The organism is Pedobacter quisquiliarum (assembly GCF_014642175.1).
In the GTDB taxonomy this organism is placed as follows: Bacteria; Bacteroidota; Bacteroidia; order Sphingobacteriales; family Sphingobacteriaceae; genus Pedobacter; species Pedobacter quisquiliarum.
In genome coordinates, this window is the sequence record NZ_BMIL01000005.1 from 100,126 (window position 1) to 119,960 (window position 19,835).

At 44.7% G+C, this 19,835-nt stretch carries 22 protein-coding genes; 16 read left to right on the forward strand and 6 right to left on the reverse strand.

What is annotated here, in order from left to right:
* The 13 genes from IEW69_RS08630 to IEW69_RS08690 all read left to right on the forward strand — a co-directional run bounded on the left by IEW69_RS08630 (window position 1) and on the right by IEW69_RS08690 (window position 12,176).
* Window positions 1-1,005 carry an NADH-quinone oxidoreductase subunit G gene (locus IEW69_RS08630; RefSeq protein WP_188626441.1) on the forward strand — a complete coding sequence of 335 codons (1,005 nt, stop codon included), beginning with the start codon at window positions 1-3 and terminating at the stop codon, window positions 1,003-1,005.
* Entirely contained in the window at window positions 1,005-2,042 is a 1,038-nt protein-coding gene (nuoH, locus tag IEW69_RS08635) for an NADH-quinone oxidoreductase subunit NuoH (protein WP_188626442.1), read from the forward strand. Before IEW69_RS08630 ends, nuoH begins: the two co-directional genes overlap by 1 nt.
* 34 nt (window positions 2,043-2,076) lie before the next feature.
* Entirely contained in the window at window positions 2,077-2,577 is a 501-nt protein-coding gene (locus IEW69_RS08640) for a NuoI/complex I 23 kDa subunit family protein (protein WP_188626443.1), read from the forward strand.
* A 64-nt stretch (window positions 2,578-2,641) separates the two neighbouring features.
* Window positions 2,642-3,139, forward strand: coding sequence for an NADH-quinone oxidoreductase subunit J family protein (locus tag IEW69_RS08645; RefSeq protein WP_188626444.1), 498 nt, complete (start codon window positions 2,642-2,644; stop codon window positions 3,137-3,139).
* Entirely contained in the window at window positions 3,139-3,468 is a 330-nt protein-coding gene (nuoK, locus tag IEW69_RS08650) for an NADH-quinone oxidoreductase subunit NuoK (protein WP_188626445.1), read from the forward strand. Before IEW69_RS08645 ends, nuoK begins: the two co-directional genes overlap by 1 nt.
* A gap of 20 nt (window positions 3,469-3,488) precedes the next feature.
* Complete coding sequence (nuoL, locus tag IEW69_RS08655) at window positions 3,489-5,387, forward strand: NADH-quinone oxidoreductase subunit L (RefSeq protein WP_188626634.1); 1,899 nt, start codon at window positions 3,489-3,491, stop codon at window positions 5,385-5,387.
* Window positions 5,388-5,407: 20 nt separating this feature from the next.
* Entirely contained in the window at window positions 5,408-6,874 is a 1,467-nt protein-coding gene (locus tag IEW69_RS08660) for a complex I subunit 4 family protein (protein ID WP_188626446.1), read from the forward strand.
* 3 nt (window positions 6,875-6,877) lie between these two features.
* Window positions 6,878-8,251 (forward strand): NADH-quinone oxidoreductase subunit N, encoded by a 1,374-nt coding sequence (locus IEW69_RS08665; RefSeq protein WP_188626447.1) that lies wholly within the window; start codon window positions 6,878-6,880, stop codon window positions 8,249-8,251.
* 45 nt (window positions 8,252-8,296) lie between these two features.
* Window positions 8,297-8,938, forward strand: coding sequence for a DedA family protein (locus tag IEW69_RS08670; protein ID WP_188626448.1), 642 nt, complete (start codon window positions 8,297-8,299; stop codon window positions 8,936-8,938).
* Window positions 8,939-8,958: 20 nt separating this feature from the next.
* Window positions 8,959-9,510, forward strand: coding sequence for an inorganic diphosphatase (locus tag IEW69_RS08675; RefSeq protein ID WP_188626449.1), 552 nt, complete (start codon window positions 8,959-8,961; stop codon window positions 9,508-9,510).
* Complete coding sequence (locus tag IEW69_RS08680; protein ID WP_188626450.1) at window positions 9,510-10,835, forward strand: hemolysin family protein; 1,326 nt, start codon at window positions 9,510-9,512, stop codon at window positions 10,833-10,835. The genes IEW69_RS08675 and IEW69_RS08680 overlap by 1 nt, the downstream gene beginning before the upstream one ends.
* Before the next feature lie 9 nt (window positions 10,836-10,844).
* Window positions 10,845-11,660: an RsmE family RNA methyltransferase gene (locus tag IEW69_RS08685; RefSeq protein WP_188626451.1), complete on the forward strand. Its 816-nt coding sequence runs from the start codon at window positions 10,845-10,847 to the stop codon at window positions 11,658-11,660.
* A 12-nt stretch (window positions 11,661-11,672) separates the two neighbouring features.
* On the forward strand, window positions 11,673-12,176 hold the full coding sequence (locus IEW69_RS08690; RefSeq protein ID WP_188626452.1) for an acyl-CoA carboxylase biotin carboxyl carrier protein subunit: 504 nt from the start codon (window positions 11,673-11,675) through the stop codon (window positions 12,174-12,176).
* Between the two features lie 137 nt (window positions 12,177-12,313).
* Here the strand turns inward: IEW69_RS08690 and IEW69_RS08695 are convergent, their stop codons facing one another.
* The gene (locus tag IEW69_RS08695; protein ID WP_188626453.1) at window positions 12,314-13,936 is read right to left on the reverse strand and encodes an SUMF1/EgtB/PvdO family nonheme iron enzyme; all 1,623 of its coding nucleotides are present in this window, start codon (window positions 13,934-13,936) and stop codon (window positions 12,314-12,316) included.
* A gap of 162 nt (window positions 13,937-14,098) precedes the next feature.
* Here IEW69_RS08695 and porV point away from each other — a divergent pair, with 162 nt between their 5' ends.
* From porV to IEW69_RS08710, 3 genes are all read left to right on the forward strand, one after another.
* Entirely contained in the window at window positions 14,099-15,271 is a 1,173-nt protein-coding gene (gene porV / locus IEW69_RS08700) for a type IX secretion system outer membrane channel protein PorV (protein ID WP_188626454.1), read from the forward strand.
* 80 nt (window positions 15,272-15,351) lie between these two features.
* Window positions 15,352-15,834, forward strand: coding sequence for a 2-C-methyl-D-erythritol 2,4-cyclodiphosphate synthase (ispF, locus tag IEW69_RS08705; RefSeq protein ID WP_188626455.1), 483 nt, complete (start codon window positions 15,352-15,354; stop codon window positions 15,832-15,834).
* A gap of 159 nt (window positions 15,835-15,993) precedes the next feature.
* Window positions 15,994-16,302, forward strand: coding sequence for a hypothetical protein (locus IEW69_RS08710; protein WP_188626456.1), 309 nt, complete (start codon window positions 15,994-15,996; stop codon window positions 16,300-16,302).
* 78 nt (window positions 16,303-16,380) lie between these two features.
* Here the strand turns inward: IEW69_RS08710 and IEW69_RS08715 are convergent, their stop codons facing one another.
* From IEW69_RS08715 to IEW69_RS08735, 5 genes are all read right to left on the reverse strand, one after another.
* A complete protein-coding gene (locus tag IEW69_RS08715; RefSeq protein ID WP_188626457.1) occupies window positions 16,381-16,914 on the reverse strand; it encodes a YceI family protein in 534 nt (177 codons plus the stop codon).
* 80 nt (window positions 16,915-16,994) lie between these two features.
* On the reverse strand, window positions 16,995-17,585 hold the full coding sequence (locus IEW69_RS08720) for a Crp/Fnr family transcriptional regulator (protein WP_188626458.1): 591 nt from the start codon (window positions 17,583-17,585) through the stop codon (window positions 16,995-16,997).
* An 11-nt stretch (window positions 17,586-17,596) separates the two neighbouring features.
* On the reverse strand, window positions 17,597-17,761 hold the full coding sequence (locus IEW69_RS08725) for a FeoB-associated Cys-rich membrane protein (protein WP_188626459.1): 165 nt from the start codon (window positions 17,759-17,761) through the stop codon (window positions 17,597-17,599).
* A 49-nt stretch (window positions 17,762-17,810) separates the two neighbouring features.
* The gene (locus tag IEW69_RS08730) at window positions 17,811-18,998 is read right to left on the reverse strand and encodes a hypothetical protein (protein ID WP_188626460.1); all 1,188 of its coding nucleotides are present in this window, start codon (window positions 18,996-18,998) and stop codon (window positions 17,811-17,813) included.
* A gap of 2 nt (window positions 18,999-19,000) precedes the next feature.
* On the reverse strand, window positions 19,001-19,834 hold the full coding sequence (locus IEW69_RS08735) for a type 1 glutamine amidotransferase (RefSeq protein ID WP_188626461.1): 834 nt from the start codon (window positions 19,832-19,834) through the stop codon (window positions 19,001-19,003).
* Between the last annotated feature and the right edge of the window lies 1 nt (window position 19,835).

The window sequence follows — 19,835 nt, forward strand, 5'->3', positions numbered from 1 at the left end:
ATGAGTGATAAAGTTAAGGTGACTATAGACGGGATCACGGTAGAAGTGGAGCCCGGAACATCAATATTAAATGCCGCAAGGCAAATTGGAGGTGACATTGTGCCGCCTGCAATGTGCTATTACTCCAAATTAGAAGGTAGTGGCGGTAAATGCCGCACCTGCATCGTTAAGGTGAGTAAAGGATCGGAGAAAGATCCACGCCCAATGCCGAAGCTGGTTGCTTCGTGCCGCACAACGGTTATGGATGGCATGGAGGTGCAGAACATTACATCTCCGGAAGTTCTTGAGGCACGCAGTGGTGTTGTTGAAATTCTGCTGATCAATCACCCGCTGGATTGCCCCGTGTGTGACCAGGCTGGAGAGTGTGATTTGCAAAACCTGACCTATGAGCATGGTTTGCAGAAAACCAGATATGAATTTGAGCGCCGTACGTTCGACCGTATAGACATTGGAGATAAGATCCAGCTGCACATGAACAGGTGTATTTTATGCTACCGTTGTGTGTTCCTTGCAGATCAAATCACTGAGCAACGTGTTCATGGCGTGCTTAATCGCGGAGATCACTCAGAAATATCGACTTATATCCAACAAGCAGTTGATAACGACTTTTCAGGCAACGTCATAGACGTATGTCCAGTGGGCGCACTTACCGATAAAACCTTCAGATTCAGAAATCGTGTTTGGTTTACTAAACCGATCGATGCACATCGTGACTGCCCAACCTGCAGTGGAAAGGTAACCCTTTGGTACAAAGGTGAAAACGTTTTACGCGTAACGGCCAGAAAAGATGTGTACGGAGAAGTGGAAGCGTTTATCTGCAATACCTGCCGTTTTGAAAAGAAACAGACGTCTGACTGGGTGCTTGAACAGCCAACTCATATTAGTGATGCTTCGGTAATTGCATCGAATCACTATGAAACCATGCAGCCGCTTCCTGTTATTCAGGTGAATCTGAAATTGCAGCAAGCGAATAAAATAGAACTTGAAAAAACCAGTAAATTCTGATGGAGATAGCCTTTGTTTTAGAGAAATTTATACTCGTTACCATAATCTTCGCAATTAGCCTGGTAATCGCCATGTACTCCACTTATGCGGAGCGCAAGGTGGCAGCCTTTCTGCAGGACCGTTTAGGGCCTGATAGAGCTGGTCCCTTCGGGATCCTACAGCCTCTTGCAGATGGTGTTAAAATGTTCATGAAGGAAGAGATTGTACCTACGAACTCCAACAAGTGGTTGTTTATGGTGGGGCCGGGACTTGCCATGCTTACGGCTTGTATCGGTACGGCAGTTATTCCATGGGGAACGGCCATTCAGATTGGCGAACGCGTTATACCATTGCAGGTAACCGACATCAACGTGGGACTGCTTTATATCTTTGGTGTGGTATCTCTGGGTGTTTACGGTGTAATGATCGGCGGTTGGGCATCCAACAATAAATATTCACTGCTGAGCGCTATTCGTGCGGCATCGCAGAACATCAGCTACGAGATTGCAATGGGCCTTTCTATCATTGCACTATTGCTGGTATCAGGTACGCTAAGCTTAAAGGAAATTGTAGAGCAGCAGCATGGCTGGCACTGGAATGTGATTTACCAGCCGATAGGATTTATCCTGTTCCTGATATGTGCTTTCGCGGAGACAAACCGGGCACCTTTCGATTTGCCGGAGTGTGAGACAGAGCTAATCGGAGGTTACCACACGGAATATTCTTCAATGAAGCTGGGTTTCTATCTGTTTGCAGAGTACATCAACATGTTTGTTTCTTCGGCAGTAATCGCTTCTCTTTATTTCGGGGGCTATAACTACCCTGGAATGGATTGGGTGCTACAGCACACCGGAACGACCATTGGTCCGCTGATCGGAACCCTCGTGTTCTTCATTAAAATATTTGCTTTCATCTTCTTCTTTATGTGGGTACGCTGGACCATTCCGCGCTTCCGCTATGATCAGTTGATGCATTTAGGCTGGAAAGTGTTGATACCACTTGCCATTGCCAACATAATTGTAACAGGGGTGGTAATTGCCATCATCGAGAAATTTTAATAATCCCGCTTGCGGAAAAAAATAGGGAGGTTTCATGGAACCATTAACCAATAAAAAGAAAGTATTAGCACAGAAGCCCTTAACATTTGCAGAGCGTATGTATTTGCCTGCAATAACCAAAGGATTGTCGATCACCATAAGCCACTTCTTTAAAAAAGAAGCAACGATCCGGTATCCGGAGGTTGAAAGGGAATTTTCAACCAACTGGCGCGGTATGCACTCGCTTAAACGCGATGAAGAAGGTCGCGAGCGCTGTACAGCTTGTGGATTGTGTGCATTATCTTGTCCTGCAGAAGCCATTACGATGATCGCAGCAGAACGTAAACCGGAAGAGAAACACCTTTACCGCGAAGAGAAATATGCAGCGATGTACGAGATCAATATGCTTAGATGCATCTTCTGCGGATTATGTGAAGAGGCTTGCCCGAAAGAAGCAATTTACCTTGACGGGCCGATCGTGCCTTCAGATTACTTGAGAAAAGATTTCATTTACGGGAAGGACAAGCTTGTAGAAGCACCTTTAACCCTGAAATAGTTGGGCGTAAGCTTAAATTTAAAATATATATAATAGCCAGCTTGGCACAAAAACACTAAAATTAATGGGTACATCCGTGTTCTATATCGTAGCAGCACTAAGCGTTTTCTTCTCTCTGATGGTGATCTTTTCGAAGAACCCGGTGCATAGCGTACTTTATCTGATTGTAACATTTTTCACCTTTACGGTGCACTACATTCTGCTGAATGCACAATTCCTGGCCGTGGTGAATTTCATCGTCTACATGGGTGCAATCATGGTACTGTTCCTCTTCGTGCTCATGCTACTGAATCTCAACAAGGACAATGAGCCTTTGAAGTCGCCCCTGGTTAAAATCGTGGGGATCATTGCTGGTTGTTGCCTTGTGGTTACGCTAGTTGGGTCACTTAAAGCCACAGCGGTTTCCAATCCATTGCTGCTTAAGAACCCCGGACTAGGATTAATCCAGAACCTTGGTCGCGAACTCTTCGGCCCTTTTATGCTACCTTTTGAATTGTCATCTATCCTGTTGCTAACGGCAATGGTTGGTGCGGTATTGTTAACTAAAAAAGAAAAAATATAGTGGGAGAACTTACTCAAACCTTGCAGGGCGTGCCACTTAATCATTACATCTGGTTAAGCGCAATCATCTTTTCCATTGGTGTTCTTGGCGTACTGACCCGCAGAAATGCAATCGTGATCTTTATGTCCGTAGAGTTAATGCTAAACGCAGTAAACCTGCTGCTGACCGCTTTTTCCGTGCACAATAACGATGCATCCGGACAAGTGTTCGTGTTCTTCATTATGGCACTCGCAGCGGCGGAAGTTGCAATCGGACTTAGTATCATTGTAATGGTTTACCGCAATACGTCTTCAACCGATATAAATGTCCTGAATCGCCTTAAGTGGTAAAATAGAATAGAATAAAGATGATCATAAATTTAGTTTGGCTGGTTCCACTGATTCCTTTTCTGGGTTTCATCATTAATGGCTTAGGCAGAAATACCCTATCAAAAAATACGGTGGCATTTATCGGCAGTACAGCGGTATTTGCATCCTTTGTGCTAAGTGTCGCCATTTTCATGGCACTTGGCAATGACACCCATAAATCCCATGAAGTTTTTCTGTTTGACTGGATAAGGGCTGGGCAGCTGAACATTCCACTATCCTTTCTGGTAGATCCACTGAGTAGCATTATGCTGCTGATCATCACAGGGGTGGGATTTCTGATTCATGTTTACTCCGCCGGCTACATGCATGATGACGATGGTTTTGGTAAGTTTTTCAGCTACCTGAACCTGTTTATCTTCTTCATGTTGCTACTGGTACTGGGTTCCAACTACATCGTCATGTTCATCGGATGGGAAGGCGTGGGGCTATGTTCGTATCTGCTTATCGGCTTTTGGTACAGCAACAACAACTATGCTTCAGCGGCAAAAAAGGCCTTTGTCATGAACCGTATCGGTGATTTAGGCTTCCTGATTGCCGTTTTCCTGATCTTCAATACCTTCGGAAGTCTGGAGTTTAAAGAAATTTTCCCAAAAGCTGCCGGACTGATCTCTTCGGGCGACAGTACAATTATCCTGATCACATTATGCCTGTTTATCGGTGCTTGCGGTAAGTCAGCGCAGTTACCACTATTTACCTGGCTGCCGGATGCGATGGCAGGACCGACGCCCGTTTCTGCATTGATCCACGCAGCGACCATGGTTACCGCTGGTGTTTATATGATTGCACGCTCAAATGTGCTATTTGAACTTGCGCCGGTAATTCAGCATCTAATTGCAATCATCGGTCTAGCCACGGCGCTTCTGGGTGCTTTGATCGCACTAACGCAAACAGACATCAAGAAAGTACTTGCTTACTCTACGGTGTCCCAACTTGGATATATGTTCCTTGGTTTGGGTGTTGGCGCCTACGACGGCGCATTCTTTCACGTCATCACACATGCTTTCTTTAAGGCATTACTATTTTTAGGTGCGGGTTCGGTGATTCATGCCATGCACCATGCGCAGGATATGCGTATCATGGGTGGCTTGCGCAAGAAATTGCCGATTACGTATCGGACAATGCTGATCGGTACGATCGCCATCGCAGGATTGCCACCTTTTTCAGGCTTTTTCTCTAAAGATGAAATCCTTGCACACGTCTACGAGCAAAACAAAATTATGTGGGCCATCGGGGTATTTACCGCCTTCCTAACCGCATTTTACATGTTTAGAATGCTGTTCCTGACTTTCTATGGAACATACCGAGGCACTACACACCATGCGGAAGATCACATACATGAATCTCCAAAATCGATGACCATACCATTGATCGTGCTGGCTGTACTTTCTGCCATCGGCGGAATCATTGGTATACCACACAGTTTAGGTGGTCACCACTGGCTATCTGAATGGTTGTCGCCAGTAATCACCCACCATGCTGCAGCGCCAGATCACGCTACAGAATACATGTTAATGGGCATCACCGTAGTGGGTGTACTCATCTCCATCGGCATCGCCTATAACAGATACATAGGCAAAGCACATGTTCCTGCTGACGAAAATGCAGAACGCAGTAGCCTGGTTGGATTATCTTACAACAAATTTTACATAGACGAACTTTATGATGCCATCATCAGAAAGCCACTGGATGCCATGTCCGGGTTCTTCTACCGCATCATGGATACCAAAATTATTGACGGAATTGTGAATGGCCTGGGCTGGGGAACCAACGAAGCGAGTAAAAGCCTCCGATTGATTCAGACCGGTAACGTCGGATTCTATATTTTCATGATGGTTGTCGGCATCATCTCTATGTTATTGTATACTTATTTATCCATCTAGAAGATCGTTCAGAAAACATAATGGAACAACTCTTATTAATACTTCTTTTCTTTCCGCTGGTTAGTGCAATTGTTACCGCATGCTCCGGCAGTGCTGCAAAGCCTGTCGCGCTAATTTCCTCGCTGGTGTCTCTTGGCATTGCTGCCGTATTGGTCCTGAATTTCATACCCGACGCCAGTTTACAGTTTGGCATCAACTATCCATGGATCACCGCACTGGGTATTAGCTTTAAGGCAGGTGTGGATGGACTAAGTATCATTCCGATATTGTTAACCAACCTGTTGATTCCGATCATCATTCTGACAACCTTTAAGTCAGGTCACAAGAATGAACCTGCATTTCTAGCCTTGATGTTATTTATGCAAACGGGCTTATTGCTGGTATTTACCGCGATGGACGCTTTTCTGTTCTATATCGGCTGGGAAGCAGCCTTGATCCCGATCTACTTCATCTGCGCCATCTGGGGCGGTAAAGACCGGATCCGTGTAAACATGAAGTTCTTTGTTTACACCGTCGGTGGATCGTTATTCATGCTCCTGGGCATCATTTACCTGTACCTGCAGAACCCGGCACAGAACTTTGACATTCAGGCGTTCTATAATCTAGACCTGGATGCCGCACAGCAAAGCTGGGTGTTTTGGGCCTTCTTCCTGGCCTTCGCAATCAAAATGCCGATATTTCCTTTCCACACCTGGCAACCGGATACGTATACGGAAGCACCTGCCGCAGGTACGATGTTGCTTTCGGGCATCATGTTGAAAATGGGGATCTATGGTGTCATTAGGTGGATCCTTCCAGTGGTGCCACTTGGATTAACGGAGTGGGGCATGACAGCTTTTATCCTTTCCATCATCGGTATTGTATATGCTTCCATCATTGCTTTCAAACAGCAAAATGCGAAGAGACTTATCGCTTATTCATCCATCGCCCACGTCGGTCTGATTTCAGCGGGGATCTTCTCCCTGAATGCACAAGGGTTGCAAGGTGCAATGATTCAGATGTTGAGCCACGGTATCAACGTTGTTGGTTTATTCTTCATCATGGACATCATTGCCAACAGAATGAAGACGAACGACATTGCAGCGCTTGGCGGAATTGCCAAAGTTGCGCCTAAGCTGGCCATCGTATTCCTGATCATTGTACTTGGAACAGTGGCGCTACCGGGAACAAATGGCTTTATCGGTGAATTCCTGCTGTTAATGGGTGTCTACCAGGTGAACATCTGGGCAGCGGTTTTCGCAGGACTTACCATCATCTTTGGTGCGGTTTATATGTTCAGAACTTACCAGGGCATCATGCTGGGCAAAACCAACGACCTTACACTTACTTTCCGCGACATACAGGGTTCAGAACAAGTTGTACTTTACATCATATGTGCCTTAATTATTGTCATAGGGGTTTACCCTAAGCCTGTACTTCATCTATCTGAAGCAGCAGTTCAACAATTATTGGAGCAGGTAAATCAAAAATTAATTTCTGTAAAATAGACCATGAATATCATCATAACAATTACCGTAACCGCATTAGTCGTTCTTTATGCAGGCTTGTTTAAAGCGAAGAAAGCGTTATTGCCACTTACTCTACTTGGTTTATTTACAGCATTGGGATTTGTTGTTACCTCTTGGGACACCAACCATGTGTACTATAACATGATGCAGATGGACAATTTCGGACTTGCATTTTCTGGTTTGTGCATCTCCGGATCTATCCTGGTTTTCCTGCTAACGCAGAATTACTTTGCGGAACACAGCGAAAACATAGCGGAATACTTTACGCTCATGTTGTTCTCCCTCGCCGGCATGATCATCATGGTGTCTTACAAAAACATGTCTATGCTGTTTATCGGTATCGAGATCATGTCCGTAGCACTTTACATCCTTGCCGGTATCCGCAAAACGAACTTTGGCTCCAATGAGGCTTCATTGAAGTATTTTCTAATGGGTGCCTTTTCTACCGGTTTCCTATTGTTCGGTATAGCGCTGATTTATGGCGCAACAGGTTCATTTGACCTGGATGTCATTAATGAATACCTGATCAGCAACTACAAGACGGTTTCACCTTTGTTCTATCCAGGTTTAATCCTGATGATGATTGGCTTAAGCTTTAAAGTAGGGGCAGTGCCTTTCCACTTCTGGGTGCCCGATGTCTATGAAGGTTCACCAAGCCTGATTATGGCATTCATGTCGACCGTCGTAAAGACCGCTGGCTTCGCCGCTTTCTTAAGACTTTTCTCCGGAACCTTCGCGCCGTTACATGACTTCTGGTTGCCACCATTGATGGTGATTGTATGTCTAACCCTCTTCATTGGAAACGTGACAGCACTGTTCCAAAAGAGCTTCAAGCGTATGCTTGCATATTCCAGCATCTCCCATGCCGGATATCTCTTATTCTCCCTAGTAACCATAAGCTCCAGAAGCACAAATGATGTGCTGTTTTATGCGTCAGCTTACACCTTTGCCAACATCATTGCTTTTGCGGCGATGATCATGGTTAAACAGCGAACCGGTGCAGATACTTTCGAAGCCTTCAATGGGCTGGGTAATAAGAATCCTTTTCTGGCCTTTACAGTTACCGTTGCAATGTTATCTCTAGCCGGTATACCACTAACTGCAGGTTTCATTGGAAAATACGTGATGTTCCTCAATGTGATGGATCGTTATCAGATCTACCTGGTTGCATTTGCAATCCTGAATGCACTCGTTGGTTTCTACTATTACTTCAGGGTTATCGCGGCCATGTACTTCAAGGAAGGGTCGGAACTACAACTGGTTATCCCATTGCAATACAAGATTGTATTGGTGTTTTCGGTCGTGATTACGGTCTTCCTGGGCGTGTATCCATCTTTTATTTTAAACTTGATATAATCCGTTCTACAGATTATTATTTGTAGTTTTACGAAGAATAGAACTATGCAAGATTTTTGGAACTATCTACACCACCTCGTCGATCCTGAAAAATTACTTAGAGAAGGTGGTTTCTATGTAGTGGTGTTCGTGATCTTTGCTGAAACAGGACTCTTCTTTGGGTTCTTCCTTCCAGGAGACTATCTACTCTTCCTTGCCGGGATGTTTGTCGCAACCGGAAAACTCGATGTCAACATTTATGTCCTTATCGCCGGCCTTATGGCAGCCGCAATTTCAGGTAATTTTACGGGTTATTGGTTCGGCCGCAAAACAGGTCCGGTGCTTTACCAACGTAAAGATTCCTTCTTCTTCAAGAAGCGTTTCCTGAAAGCCGCAGAGGCCTACTACAACAAACAAGGTGCCTTTGCACTGATTATGGGCAGGTTTGTGCCCATTGTAAGAACCTTCGCCCCAATTATCGCTGGGGTGGTTAAACTCGACTTCCGAAAATTCGCGCTTTATAACATATTAGGTGCGATATTATGGATTGCTTCCTTAACTTTGCTCGGCTATTTTTTAGGCAAGAAATTTGAGAGGGAAATAAATCAATATTTACTATATATAATCTTAGGCTTCATCGTTATCACGACAATACCCGTAATCATTGCATTCTTGAGAAAAAGGTCTGCGTCGAACAATGAAGATTAAAAAACTTTCTAAATCAAAAAATGAATAAAGACGATCACCATCCGTGGCATCAGGTATCACCAGGCGAGAAGCTGCCTGAATGTGTTAACGCAATCATTGAAATTCCAAAAGGATCTAAAGCGAAATACGAAATCGATAAAGATTCTAATCTAATCAAACTTGACAGGGTATTATTCTCTTCCGTAATGTATCCTGCAAATTACGGGTTTATTCCACAGACCTTCTGTGATGATAATGACCCACTAGACATCCTTGTATTATGTTCTGTTGATGTTTATCCATTGTCTATTGTTGAGGCTAAAGTAATCGGTGTTATGCACATGGTTGATAATGGCGAACAAGATGATAAAATCATCGCAGTAGCAAAAAATGATATGTCTGTAAACTACATCAATGACATTGATGAGTTGCCGCCACATACCATGAAGGAAATTGTAAGATTCTTCCAGGATTACAAAGCACTGGAAGGTAAAGATGTTGCCATCGAGCAATTGCTTGGCAGAGAGTACGCATTTAAAGTTATTAAAGAAAGTCTGGAACTGTACGATACCACCTATAGAAACAAATCTTAATGGGATTTCAGATATTTTTAACGTTTTTCTTAGTCGTCCTTAACGGCTTTTTCGTTGCAGCAGAGTTTGCAATCGTTAAAGTCAGAGCGTCGCAAATAGAAATACAAGCTAAATCGGGTAGTCGCGTAGCAAATATTGCTAAGCACATTACCTTACATTTAGACGGATACCTAGCTGCAACACAGCTAGGTATTACTTTAGCTTCCCTGGGCTTAGGTTGGGTAGGGGAATCTGTAATGGAGCATATCCTTCACAACCTGCTTGCCTCTTTCGGTTCATCACCGGAATTCGTAGAATCATTCTCGAAAACAGCTTCACCAATCATTGCCTTCTCTGTAATTACAGTAATGCACATTGTTTTCGGTGAGCTTGCACCTAAATCACTGGCGATACAACGTCCGGTACAAACCACGCTATTCATTGCTTTTCCACTTCAGGTATTTTACATCGTTTTCAGACCTTTCATCTGGCTGCTGAATGGATTTGCAAACATCATCCTAAAAGTATTCGGAATCAACAATGTTGGTGCCCATGAAACCATTCACAGTACAGAGGAATTGTACTACCTGCTTGATCAGGGCCGCGAAAGTGGCGCCCTCGATAACAACGAGCATGAGCTGATTAAGAATGTTTTCGACTTCAACGAACGTGTTGTTAAGAACATTATGGTACCCAGAACCAAAATATCTGGTTTTGAACTGAACACAACTAAAGAAGAGGTGATCAACATGATCATTTCTGAAGGATATTCCCGTTTCCCGGTATATGATGATATCATTGACAAAATTGTCGGTATCATCCACGCTAAAGATGTTTTACCACTACTCGCATCTCATAAGGAGTGGAAGCTGAGCGACATCATTAGAAAGCCTTATTTCGTGCCTGAGACCAAGAAGATTAATGATCTGCTAAGCGAACTCCAGCAAAAACGTATTCAAATCGCCATCGTCATCGATGAGTTCGGCGGAACGGCTGGTATGGTTACCCTTGAAGACATCGTAGAAGAAATCGTTGGAGAAATCCAGGATGAGTACGATGAGGAAAAACCAACCGTGGAGAAGATTTCCGACACGGAATTTATCATCAACGCTTATGCGACCGTTTACGACGTAAACGAATACCTTCCACACGACCTGCCGGAAGATGAAGATTATGACACCATTGGTGGACTAATCTCCCATACTTTCGGTCGTTTTCCAGAAGTGGGTGAAAGCGAAGAGTGTTATGGCTACCTTTTTACCGTTCTGAAAAAGACGGAACAGAACGTGGAAACCATTAAACTTGAACTTGTAATCAACAAGGACGACGCGGTAGATTTGCACTAAAGATAAGCTATGCATGTTTTCTATACGCCGGATCTTCAGGATCAGGCACACTATCAACTTAACGAAGAGGAAAGTAAGCACTGTAGTAGAGTGCTTCGCCTGTCTGTAGGCGATACGGTTTTTTTGATCGACGGCCGCGGCGGCCTTTATGAAGCAGAAATAGAAACTGCGGCAAAAAAACATGTCGAACTCCGGATTACAAAAACAACGAAAGCATACCAGAAGCGCAATCATCACCTCCATATTGCCGTTGCACCAACCAAGAACATCGACCGTTTGGAGTGGTTCCTGGAGAAGGCAACAGAGATTGGTATAGATGAAATTACCCCGATTATCTGCGAGCGCTCTGAGCGCAAAGTGGTTAAAGGTGATCGCCTGGAAAAGGTAATTACCGCCGCAGTAAAGCAGTCGCTTCAGGCCTATCATCCAGTGCTTAACCCGGCAGTCACTTTTTCTGAACTGCTCGCGCAACAGACAAACGCGCAACAGACAGACCTTCACACAAGCCCTCAGCAGACAAACGCTCAGCAGAAAAATGCTCAAGAGACAAATCTTCACACAAGCCCTAACACAAGCGCTCAGAAAAGCGTCTCAAAGCTAATTGCGCACTGCATTGACGATGAACAACGCCGCTACCTAAAAGATTTGGTACAGCCCCATGGCAATTACCTCATGCTTATTGGTCCTGAGGGTGATTTTAGCCCACAGGAGATCAGTTCCGCATTGGCGGAAGGCTTCATGCCAGTCACACTCGGAACAACACGCCTGCGTACTGAAACTGCCGCCCTAGCAGCTTGTTTTGAAATAAACTACCTTAACCGCTAAAATGCCAGCATCATGTATAAAGTAAAAGTGAATGAACACCTCAATTTTGAAGTAGAACAAGCTGATCAGACTTTCATCGTAAACGGCAATGCGGTTAAGCTGGATGAACAGGCGCTTACACATAGTAATACGACCAGCGTCATCTACCAGAACAAATCTTACAATGTAGAAGTGGTTGAGCTAAACACACCGGAGAAAACCGCAACTATAAAAGTAAACGGTAATCTTTACAACCTGCAGATGGAAGATCAGTTTGATCTACTGTTAAAACAACTCGGCATGGATGCAGCGGTAAGTACTAAAATCCGCGAAATTAAAGCCCCAATGCCTGGCCTGGTATTGAAGATCATGGTAGAGGAGGGGGCAACGGTTCAGAAAGGCGATAACCTTTTGGTCCTGGAAGCCATGAAAATGGAGAACATTCTTAAATCCACCACCGACGGCATCATCAAGAAGATCAATGTCACACAAGGCGATAAGATCGAAAAGAACACCGTGTTGCTGCAATTCCAATAGGGATCAGCAGGCAACCAAAATACGCTAGTAAAACCCAGCAGGGGCTATTAAAACAAAGGCTACAGCACAAGATATTTATAAACAGAAAAAGGCGCCCATAAGGCGCCTTTTCTGTTTCTACACGGCTACGCCGCTGATTATATCTTCTTTGGATTGAATTTCCTTGCAGGCTTTGTCTTGAAGTTATTGCTGCTTCTCGGATTGATCTCCGATGCACCCAACATTGTCATTGCACAACGGAAGCCGATGTCTGCCGTAGACTCATCCTGTTGCATGAAACGTCTGGTCGCAGGGTTTAACCATAAAGCCTGATCATCCCATGATCCACCTTTATATACCCTAGATTTATCATTTACCAGGGTGATCTCACCATAAAGTTCATTTTGTCTGTCACGGTAACCTCTTTGATCGGCAACGTAGCTGCTCGCCACGGTTGTATTACCCAAAGAGTCTGTAGCAGCAGCACTCGCAGCCAATGCCGCTTGTTTCTCTGCCCAGGTTTGCTTTTTACCATTCGTTGCTGGTACCAGAATCGGATTGTTGTACTTGTCAACCGCAATCTTTGCCGATCCCGGCTCCAAAAGCTTCTTATCCTGGAAGTTGTTACCTCTATATGGGTTGAATGCTTCAGCAGCCTCGAAGGTGGTCGGACGGAATACGTCAGAAACCCACTCATTAACGTTACCAGCCATATTGTATAGGCCGAAATCGTTGGGCAGATAAGAACGTACAGAAACCGTTAAACTTCCTTTATCGTTCAATGATCCACCAACACCCATATAATCCCCTTTAGAACGTTTAAAGTTCGCCAGAATCATACCTCTTGTACTTTTCTTAGCAGAGCTTAAACCTAAACCATCCCATGGATAGATCTTGTTTGAGCTGATGTTTTCATATTCCGTATTGCCGATAAGGCCTAAAGCAGCATATTCCCATTCTGCCTCTGTAGGCAAACGGTAAGGTTGTTTTAGAATACCATCCTCTAAACGAACGTTTCTGGTCGGTGCATCCGCTTTCTTGCCCGTAGGATTTGCGGCAGCGGTACCAAGATCTTTCATCGCATTTTTCCCGCGATCATCGTACTGACCATTCAGGTATACATCCGTGTTAAATGGACCTTCTGGTCTTGGTGCAGCCTGAACCTGATCTTTTTTTCTGCCCTTCCCAGTGCCATATAGATCTTCAAATGAAGTCATGTAACCTTGAGAACGCAACAGCAACTCATTCACCCTGGAAGTTCTCCAGGTGCAATATCTTTGTGCCTGTTCCCAGGTAACGCCCACTACCGGATACTCCCCGTAAGCCGGGTGTCTCAGGTAATTGTCTACGTAAGGTTCGTTGTAAGATAATGGTCTGCGCCATACCAAAGTATCTGGCAGCTCATTGTAATAATATTCGTAATCATCAGGGTAAGACTGTCTAATCCAGTCCAGATACTCCAGCCAATTGGTGTTGGAAACTTCAGTTTCATCCATATAAAATGAAGACACCGTAATTTCACGTTTGTGGTTGTAATTGCCGAGTTCCTGACCAGGAACATCTTGTGCGCTTCCGCCCATTACAAATACACCGCCCTCAATTGCAACCAATCCTGGTCCCGGTGCACCACGGTCATAATTTGCCGGTACCTGAAAGCCGCCGAATTCTTTTTCATTATAATTCCAACCTGTTTTATCCGACTTGCTGACGGTCTTCGACTTACATGAATATAAGCCAACAATTAGTAATGCAAATAATGAATATAGGTATGTTTTTTTCATAGACGCAACGCGATAAACTTGAGGGTTAAAATTACTAAAAAATTAAGTTATGCACCAAAATATATATATGTTCAAAATTTAATTGAAATTATCGAAAGTTGCGGGCTAAGTAATTCTGTATCATATAAATTGTAGAATTCATTTACAACTTACAAAATTAATATGAATCCTAAGGCCTCAACAAAAATCCTGATCCTTTTGACGCTTGTTTTCTCCGGATTTTACACCACAAGTGCACAAAATTTAAATTCTGACAAACAATCCCATAGCAATTATACTGCCACATCCATCAACTTTCCTTTTATGGGTATCATTCCGGACGCACAGACCTCCAGCATGGGCGAAGCTGGCGTTGCAAGGCTGCCGGATGTAAATAGCCTGAACGTCAATCCTTCAGCTATTGTATTCTCGCCGCACCGGCTGAGCTTTGGCCTTTCCCACAATCCCTGGTTAAACAGATTGATAAAGGACATGAGCCTTAGCTATTTTGGTGCGTCCCTCAATAATGGAAAGCAGGCGATAGGCCTCTCCTTAAGGTACTTTGCCGTTGGCGAAACGGTATTCAGAAATGAAGAAGCTGTATTGCTCGGCATGGCACACCCCAGGGAATATGCGTTTGATTTCACCTACGCCCGGAAGCTCAGTCCTGATTTCGCTCTTGGCGCCACCATCCGCTACGTACAGTCACGCCTTTCGCTGAATGAACAAGGCAGCGCAATGCAAGCCACGGCCGCGGCAGTTGCCGCAGATGTCTCCGCCTACCTGCGTAAACCTGCACAGCTCTTTGGTTATCCGGCCACGGTCGCAGCCGGCATAAACCTCTCGAACATCGGCCCTTCCACAAGAACGGACAGCAACGAACCCATCTACTTGCCAACCAACCTGCACATTGGAACCTCAGCAAGCCTGGAAGTGGATGACCTGAGTCAGCTCACCTTTGCCATGGACCTCAGCAAAATGCTGGTGCCCGCCACAAGACCCAACGTTTCCGAAGATCCAGGCCATGTAGGTTTTCCGGCTGGGATGTGGAGCGCCTTCAGCGATCAACCCTTGATTGAAGAACTCAAAGCGATCAGTCTTTCATTCGGGATGGATTACAGCTTCAAACAACAGTTCTCCATCCGGGCAGGCTATCAGTATGCACCACAGGGCAACGGAACTGGCAGCTATCCAACTTTGGGTGCAGGGTTCCGGTATCACTCCATGCAGCTCGATCTGGCCTACCTGCCAGGCACCTTAGAAAAAAGTCCGATGGCAAATACCTTAAAGATTAGCTTAATGTTTAATTTCGGCGCATTGGCACAAAGCCGGCATGGGTATATCAGCCCATTTTAAAAAATTAAGAACCAAAAGCATCCAACAGTAGCGTGCTACATTCGGAATACCCAAAGGTTCATCATCAATAAATCAGCGACATGAAAATTAAAGTAGGATTCGGTTTCGATGTTCACCAGTTAAAAGACAATCATCCATTTATCGTGGGCGGCGTAGATCTTCAACACCATAAAGGTGCTTTTGGCCACTCCGATGCCGATGTACTGTTGCATGCTATCTGCGATGCTTTGCTTGGCGCGGCAAACCTGCGCGATATCGGTTTTCACTTCAAAAACACGGATCCAAGATGGAAAGGCATCAGCAGTATGATCTTACTGCAGGAAACAGTGAAACTGATCCAGGAAAAAGGCTTCAATGTGGGTAATATTGATGCGATGTTATGCCTTGAAGCACCAAAAATCAACCCGCACATCCCTCAGATGCAGCAAAATATAGCAGAGGCCATCGGCATTTCCATAGATGATATCTCCATAAAAGCGACGACGAACGAAACCATGGGTTTCATCGGCAGAGAAGAAGGCGTTGTTGCCTATGCCGTATGTCTGATTGAAAAGAACGCTTAAGCTCAAACGACTAATAAAAAAGTAGTGCAAAGGCGATGAGCACACACATGCGAACACGGTTTATGAATGAACAAAAGGATGCCATAGCTAAAACCGCAATCTGAACATTCGAAAAAACAATTCTTCAATACGGCAGGTTAATAAAAGAAAATCCTAATTATGAAAAGTTTATTCAAACCGGTTTTAGCATTTTCCTTTTTGGCGTTGTCACTAGCAGCTTGTACTGCCGGAGATAAAGGCGACGACTCAGTCGCAGATTCCGTAAGACTTGATACCACACAGGCACCGGCTATGAATTCTGCCAGTGGTCAGAATTCCTCTGGATCTGATTCAGGTGCTGCAGACACCACCGGCCTTAGTCAAAGCAATATCAACACCGTTGTACGAGATAGCGTAAGTAAAAACCGCTCAGCAAATGGCGGAGCAGATGGCGTTAAACAAAGTAACACCGAGGGCATAAAGAAATAAAAAAAGCCGGGTCATCGCCCGGCTTTTTTTTTATGCTAATCTGCTATGCCTTGTTGGCCAGCCTAATATTATGCGCTATTATGCTTGTTTTACAAACTGCAATTCTCCAAGGATTTTAACCTCATCACCCAACATCACGCCACCAGTTTCAAGGGTCGCGTTGTAGGTAAGACCGAAGTCACCACGCTTTAATTTGCCACTCAAAGTAAATCCAGCTTTAGTATTTCCCCATGGATCTACCGCAGTACCGCCAAATTCAACATCAAGTACAATTGGTCTGGTCACACCTTTAATGGTGATGTTTCCGGCAAGTTTATAATCATCGCCATCAGCAGTGATAGACGTCGAATCAAAAGTCATGGTTGGGTGTGTATCCACGTCGAAAAAGTCACCGGTTACCAGGTGTTTGTCACGGTCTGAATTACCAGTATCTACAGAACCTACTTCAGCACTGAAGGTCGCTTTTGCATTATCGAAGTTATCATCTGCTTCACTTTCCAATGTCGCGGTGATGTTTCTGAAACTTCCGGTTACCGTGGTAATCATCAGGTGTTTTACCTTGAACTGTAATTCACTGTGGGTTGGATCTAAGGTCCATTGTGTTGTCGCCATGATTGTCTTATTTAGATTGTTAGTTGTTATAACAAAGGTAAACAGACCATAGTTTATGACCCTTGATGTATGTTAAGAAATCAGGACTTGAAATGCTTGTGCGCAAGATCCTTCCGGACACGGCTCAAAGACTCTGGCGTAATGCCAAGATAGGAAGCAATCATCCACTGCGGCACCCGCAGGGTCAGGTTGGGATACAGCTTTATGAAATCCAGATACCGTTCTTCAGCTGTTGCAGCAAGCAGCAGATTTATCCGCTTTTGCATAAAGCGAATCGCATTGTTCAGCATCGTGGAGTTCAACAGCGTAAACTCCGGCGAAAATGCCGCAGCAGTGCAAAAGAAATCCTTCGGAATAATCACGGCAGTAGTCGCCTCTATCGCATCCATGTTAAAATCGGATGCTTCATTGTTCAGCAGCCCATTGCGATCCGAGATCCACCAGGACTCTGGCGCAAACTGGATGATGTGCACCTTGCCTTTATTATCAATAGAATAGCTGCGCATAAGGCCGTCTAGCACGAAATAGGTACGCGTACTCGTCTCACCCTGGGATAGAATAAGCTCATTCTTCACGAAGGTCTTAATTTTTAAATTTTTAGCAATCTGCTCAAATTGCTCATCCGTAAGTGCAATGCGTTGTTGAAGATAGGATTTGAAATTTTCAAGCATATAGAGGAAGTCTATTTCGATTTGGGATCTATATTGCTAAAATCTACACTGCACTTATTACAGCCGGAGGCGCAGCCACCGTCTCTATTGGGCTTTATGGAACGATAAATGATCCGGCCAATGTAAAACAAGGCCGCCGCGAATAAAACTGCTACTAATGCTGCTTGCATATCCATACCCAAATTTAGCCATATCAAAGCTTTAGCCAGTCGATCCAATGTAAAATTATGGCTCCATCAGCCCAACGGTACCGCCCACCCAATCGAAATCCTTATTGTACCGCACACCGATCATCTTACCGCGACTTAAACGCGCCAGATTTATGGCGAGCATAGGCTCTTCACCATCCGGCCATACATACATCAACCGCAGTTCCGCCTTTACGCCACCATCAGGCGACTGTAACACCGGTTCATACTGTACCTTCTCCTGCAAGATCCAGTTTTCCGGATCTTCAATCGCAGCGATGTCAGCCTCCGTTACATCGATAACCACGCCCATACCGGCGAAAGAGAAAAGCGGTTTCAATACATAGTTCTCCAGATCTGGTGGTAGTGTTTTTACTTCATGCAGGAAGAAGCTTTCTGGAACATACTTGCTTTCCAGAAAAGGCATCGTGTATTTACTGATCCTGTAAAACCAGTTGGGATGTGTCATCCATTCCACGTCAATGATCTCCCGGGGATCAAAGCATTCTTTAAACAAGCTGAAGTCGTCCTTGACTTCATCAAAGATCAGCCGGTTGTAAATCCGTTTGATGCGTACGTTAGCGCCATTCTCCCGGTAGCAAATGTGATTTTCCTCCCGGAAGATGTCTTCCAGCCCAATAATCTTAATCCCGAGGTGTTTAGCGGTAATGTAAAAGTCAATGGCGGTCTTCTGTTTGTTGACGTCCAAATCCATCAATACGACCTGGTGGGGGGGGTGATTCCCGACAATCATCTTTCGCAACAGCTCCATATAACTTGCATCCGTTAAGCCATTGAAGTAAGGACTAAGCTTCGGATCCAGGTCAAACACTTCCTTATACAAGGCGGAAAGATGCATCTGAAAGCCATACAGCGAAGGAAAGCCCTGCATTTCGATGAGCTTGGGCATCAGTTTGCCTTCCGCATCTTTGGTAATGCCAAAATCCAGGGTAATAAAATGGGGGTGACTGTTTTCAAAGGGCACCTCCCATTCAAAAGGTATGGCTTTTTTAGTGAGCGCTTTAAAGCCAGGTTTTTTGATGAAGTTGACAACCTCATCACCGGCTTCTATAAGCAACGCTTTCAGGTCATTGGGAATAAACACCGGCGTTTCTGCAAGTCTGAACTCAATAGGCGGGAAGCCTTCATCCGCTTTTTGAAGAAATTCCTCGTATTTCGCTGCTGTAAAGTTCGCGTTAAAACTTTCCCGGTATGACCTGATCATAATTATGCTTCTTCTAAAATGTTCGAAACTGCTCGTGAAATAAAGTTAGGTAGAATCACGCTTTGTGTAAGCGAGATCCGCTCCGGATGTTCCAGGCTGTCCAGCATATCGTAGTACTTTTCCTCACCGTGGTTGGCAATGATGGACTGCTTTTTATCATCCTTCAGCAGGTGCATGCGCATCCCCGTAGGGTCTGCCTCCGGATGAAACTGCGTACCAAGGATCTCCTCAGAAAACCGGATCGCCATAATACACCGCTCCAGGTCCACATTCGGCCTTTCCTTCTCCAGCGCCAAAATCCGTGCGCCGAAGCGTTCAAATGCGGCTTCATCTGGCTCCACAACCTGCCAGTCACGACTATCTACGGAGTAGAACGGATTGGTCAAACCTTTAAAGAATGGCTCCTGCTCACCAGCTTCGGTAAGCGTAATCGGGAATATCCCAAAGGCGTTCGACTTACGTTCTTTTACCTGTCCTAAGTTAAACTTCCTGCAGGCCAGCTGGAAAGAATGGCAGATCAAAAACACATATTTCTTTTCAGCAGCGTCATCCGCATTGTGCGTATGTATCGCGTCAAGCAAATCAAAAAACCGGTTTTCCCAATCTTCACCTTCACCATCATAAGGACTGCCCGGGCCACCGGTAGAAATATAAAGGTTGTAGTCCAACCCTGGTAATTCTCCCCGCTGCCTTAGATTGAATATTTCCAGTGAAAAGGCGACATCATGGTCGACTTCATATTTACCAAGAATTTCAATGATCCCCCGCATACCCTGGTTTGCTGCGCCATTGTTCATGTCTATTACAGCAACCTTTATCTTCTTATTACTATCCATT

What these genes read in the sequence shown, in the direction of transcription:
- IEW69_RS08665 (WP_188626447.1), top strand. Translation starts at nt 6,878, where the DNA reads ATGAATATCATCATAACAATTACCGTAACCGCATTAGTCGTTCTTTAT.
- nuoH (WP_188626442.1), top strand. Translation starts at nt 1,005, where the DNA reads ATGGAGATAGCCTTTGTTTTAGAGAAATTTATACTCGTTACCATAATC.
- IEW69_RS08645 (WP_188626444.1), top strand. Translation starts at nt 2,642, where the DNA reads ATGGGTACATCCGTGTTCTATATCGTAGCAGCACTAAGCGTTTTCTTC.
- IEW69_RS08710 (WP_188626456.1), top strand. Translation starts at nt 15,994, where the DNA reads ATGAAAAGTTTATTCAAACCGGTTTTAGCATTTTCCTTTTTGGCGTTG.
- IEW69_RS08715 (WP_188626457.1), bottom strand. Translation starts at nt 16,914, where the DNA reads ATGGCGACAACACAATGGACCTTAGATCCAACCCACAGTGAATTACAG.
- IEW69_RS08630 (WP_188626441.1), top strand. Translation starts at nt 1, where the DNA reads ATGAGTGATAAAGTTAAGGTGACTATAGACGGGATCACGGTAGAAGTG.
- ispF (WP_188626455.1), top strand. Translation starts at nt 15,352, where the DNA reads ATGAAAATTAAAGTAGGATTCGGTTTCGATGTTCACCAGTTAAAAGAC.
- IEW69_RS08730 (WP_188626460.1), bottom strand. Translation starts at nt 18,998, where the DNA reads ATGATCAGGTCATACCGGGAAAGTTTTAACGCGAACTTTACAGCAGCG.
- IEW69_RS08660 (WP_188626446.1), top strand. Translation starts at nt 5,408, where the DNA reads ATGGAACAACTCTTATTAATACTTCTTTTCTTTCCGCTGGTTAGTGCA.
- IEW69_RS08735 (WP_188626461.1), bottom strand. Translation starts at nt 19,834, where the DNA reads ATGGATAGTAATAAGAAGATAAAGGTTGCTGTAATAGACATGAACAAT.
- IEW69_RS08670 (WP_188626448.1), top strand. Translation starts at nt 8,297, where the DNA reads ATGCAAGATTTTTGGAACTATCTACACCACCTCGTCGATCCTGAAAAA.
- IEW69_RS08640 (WP_188626443.1), top strand. Translation starts at nt 2,077, where the DNA reads ATGGAACCATTAACCAATAAAAAGAAAGTATTAGCACAGAAGCCCTTA.
- IEW69_RS08680 (WP_188626450.1), top strand. Translation starts at nt 9,510, where the DNA reads ATGGGATTTCAGATATTTTTAACGTTTTTCTTAGTCGTCCTTAACGGC.
- IEW69_RS08725 (WP_188626459.1), bottom strand. Translation starts at nt 17,761, where the DNA reads ATGGATATGCAAGCAGCATTAGTAGCAGTTTTATTCGCGGCGGCCTTG.
- IEW69_RS08690 (WP_188626452.1), top strand. Translation starts at nt 11,673, where the DNA reads ATGTATAAAGTAAAAGTGAATGAACACCTCAATTTTGAAGTAGAACAA.
- IEW69_RS08720 (WP_188626458.1), bottom strand. Translation starts at nt 17,585, where the DNA reads ATGCTTGAAAATTTCAAATCCTATCTTCAACAACGCATTGCACTTACG.
- porV (WP_188626454.1), top strand. Translation starts at nt 14,099, where the DNA reads ATGAATCCTAAGGCCTCAACAAAAATCCTGATCCTTTTGACGCTTGTT.
- IEW69_RS08695 (WP_188626453.1), bottom strand. Translation starts at nt 13,936, where the DNA reads ATGAAAAAAACATACCTATATTCATTATTTGCATTACTAATTGTTGGC.
- IEW69_RS08685 (WP_188626451.1), top strand. Translation starts at nt 10,845, where the DNA reads ATGCATGTTTTCTATACGCCGGATCTTCAGGATCAGGCACACTATCAA.
- IEW69_RS08675 (WP_188626449.1), top strand. Translation starts at nt 8,959, where the DNA reads ATGAATAAAGACGATCACCATCCGTGGCATCAGGTATCACCAGGCGAG.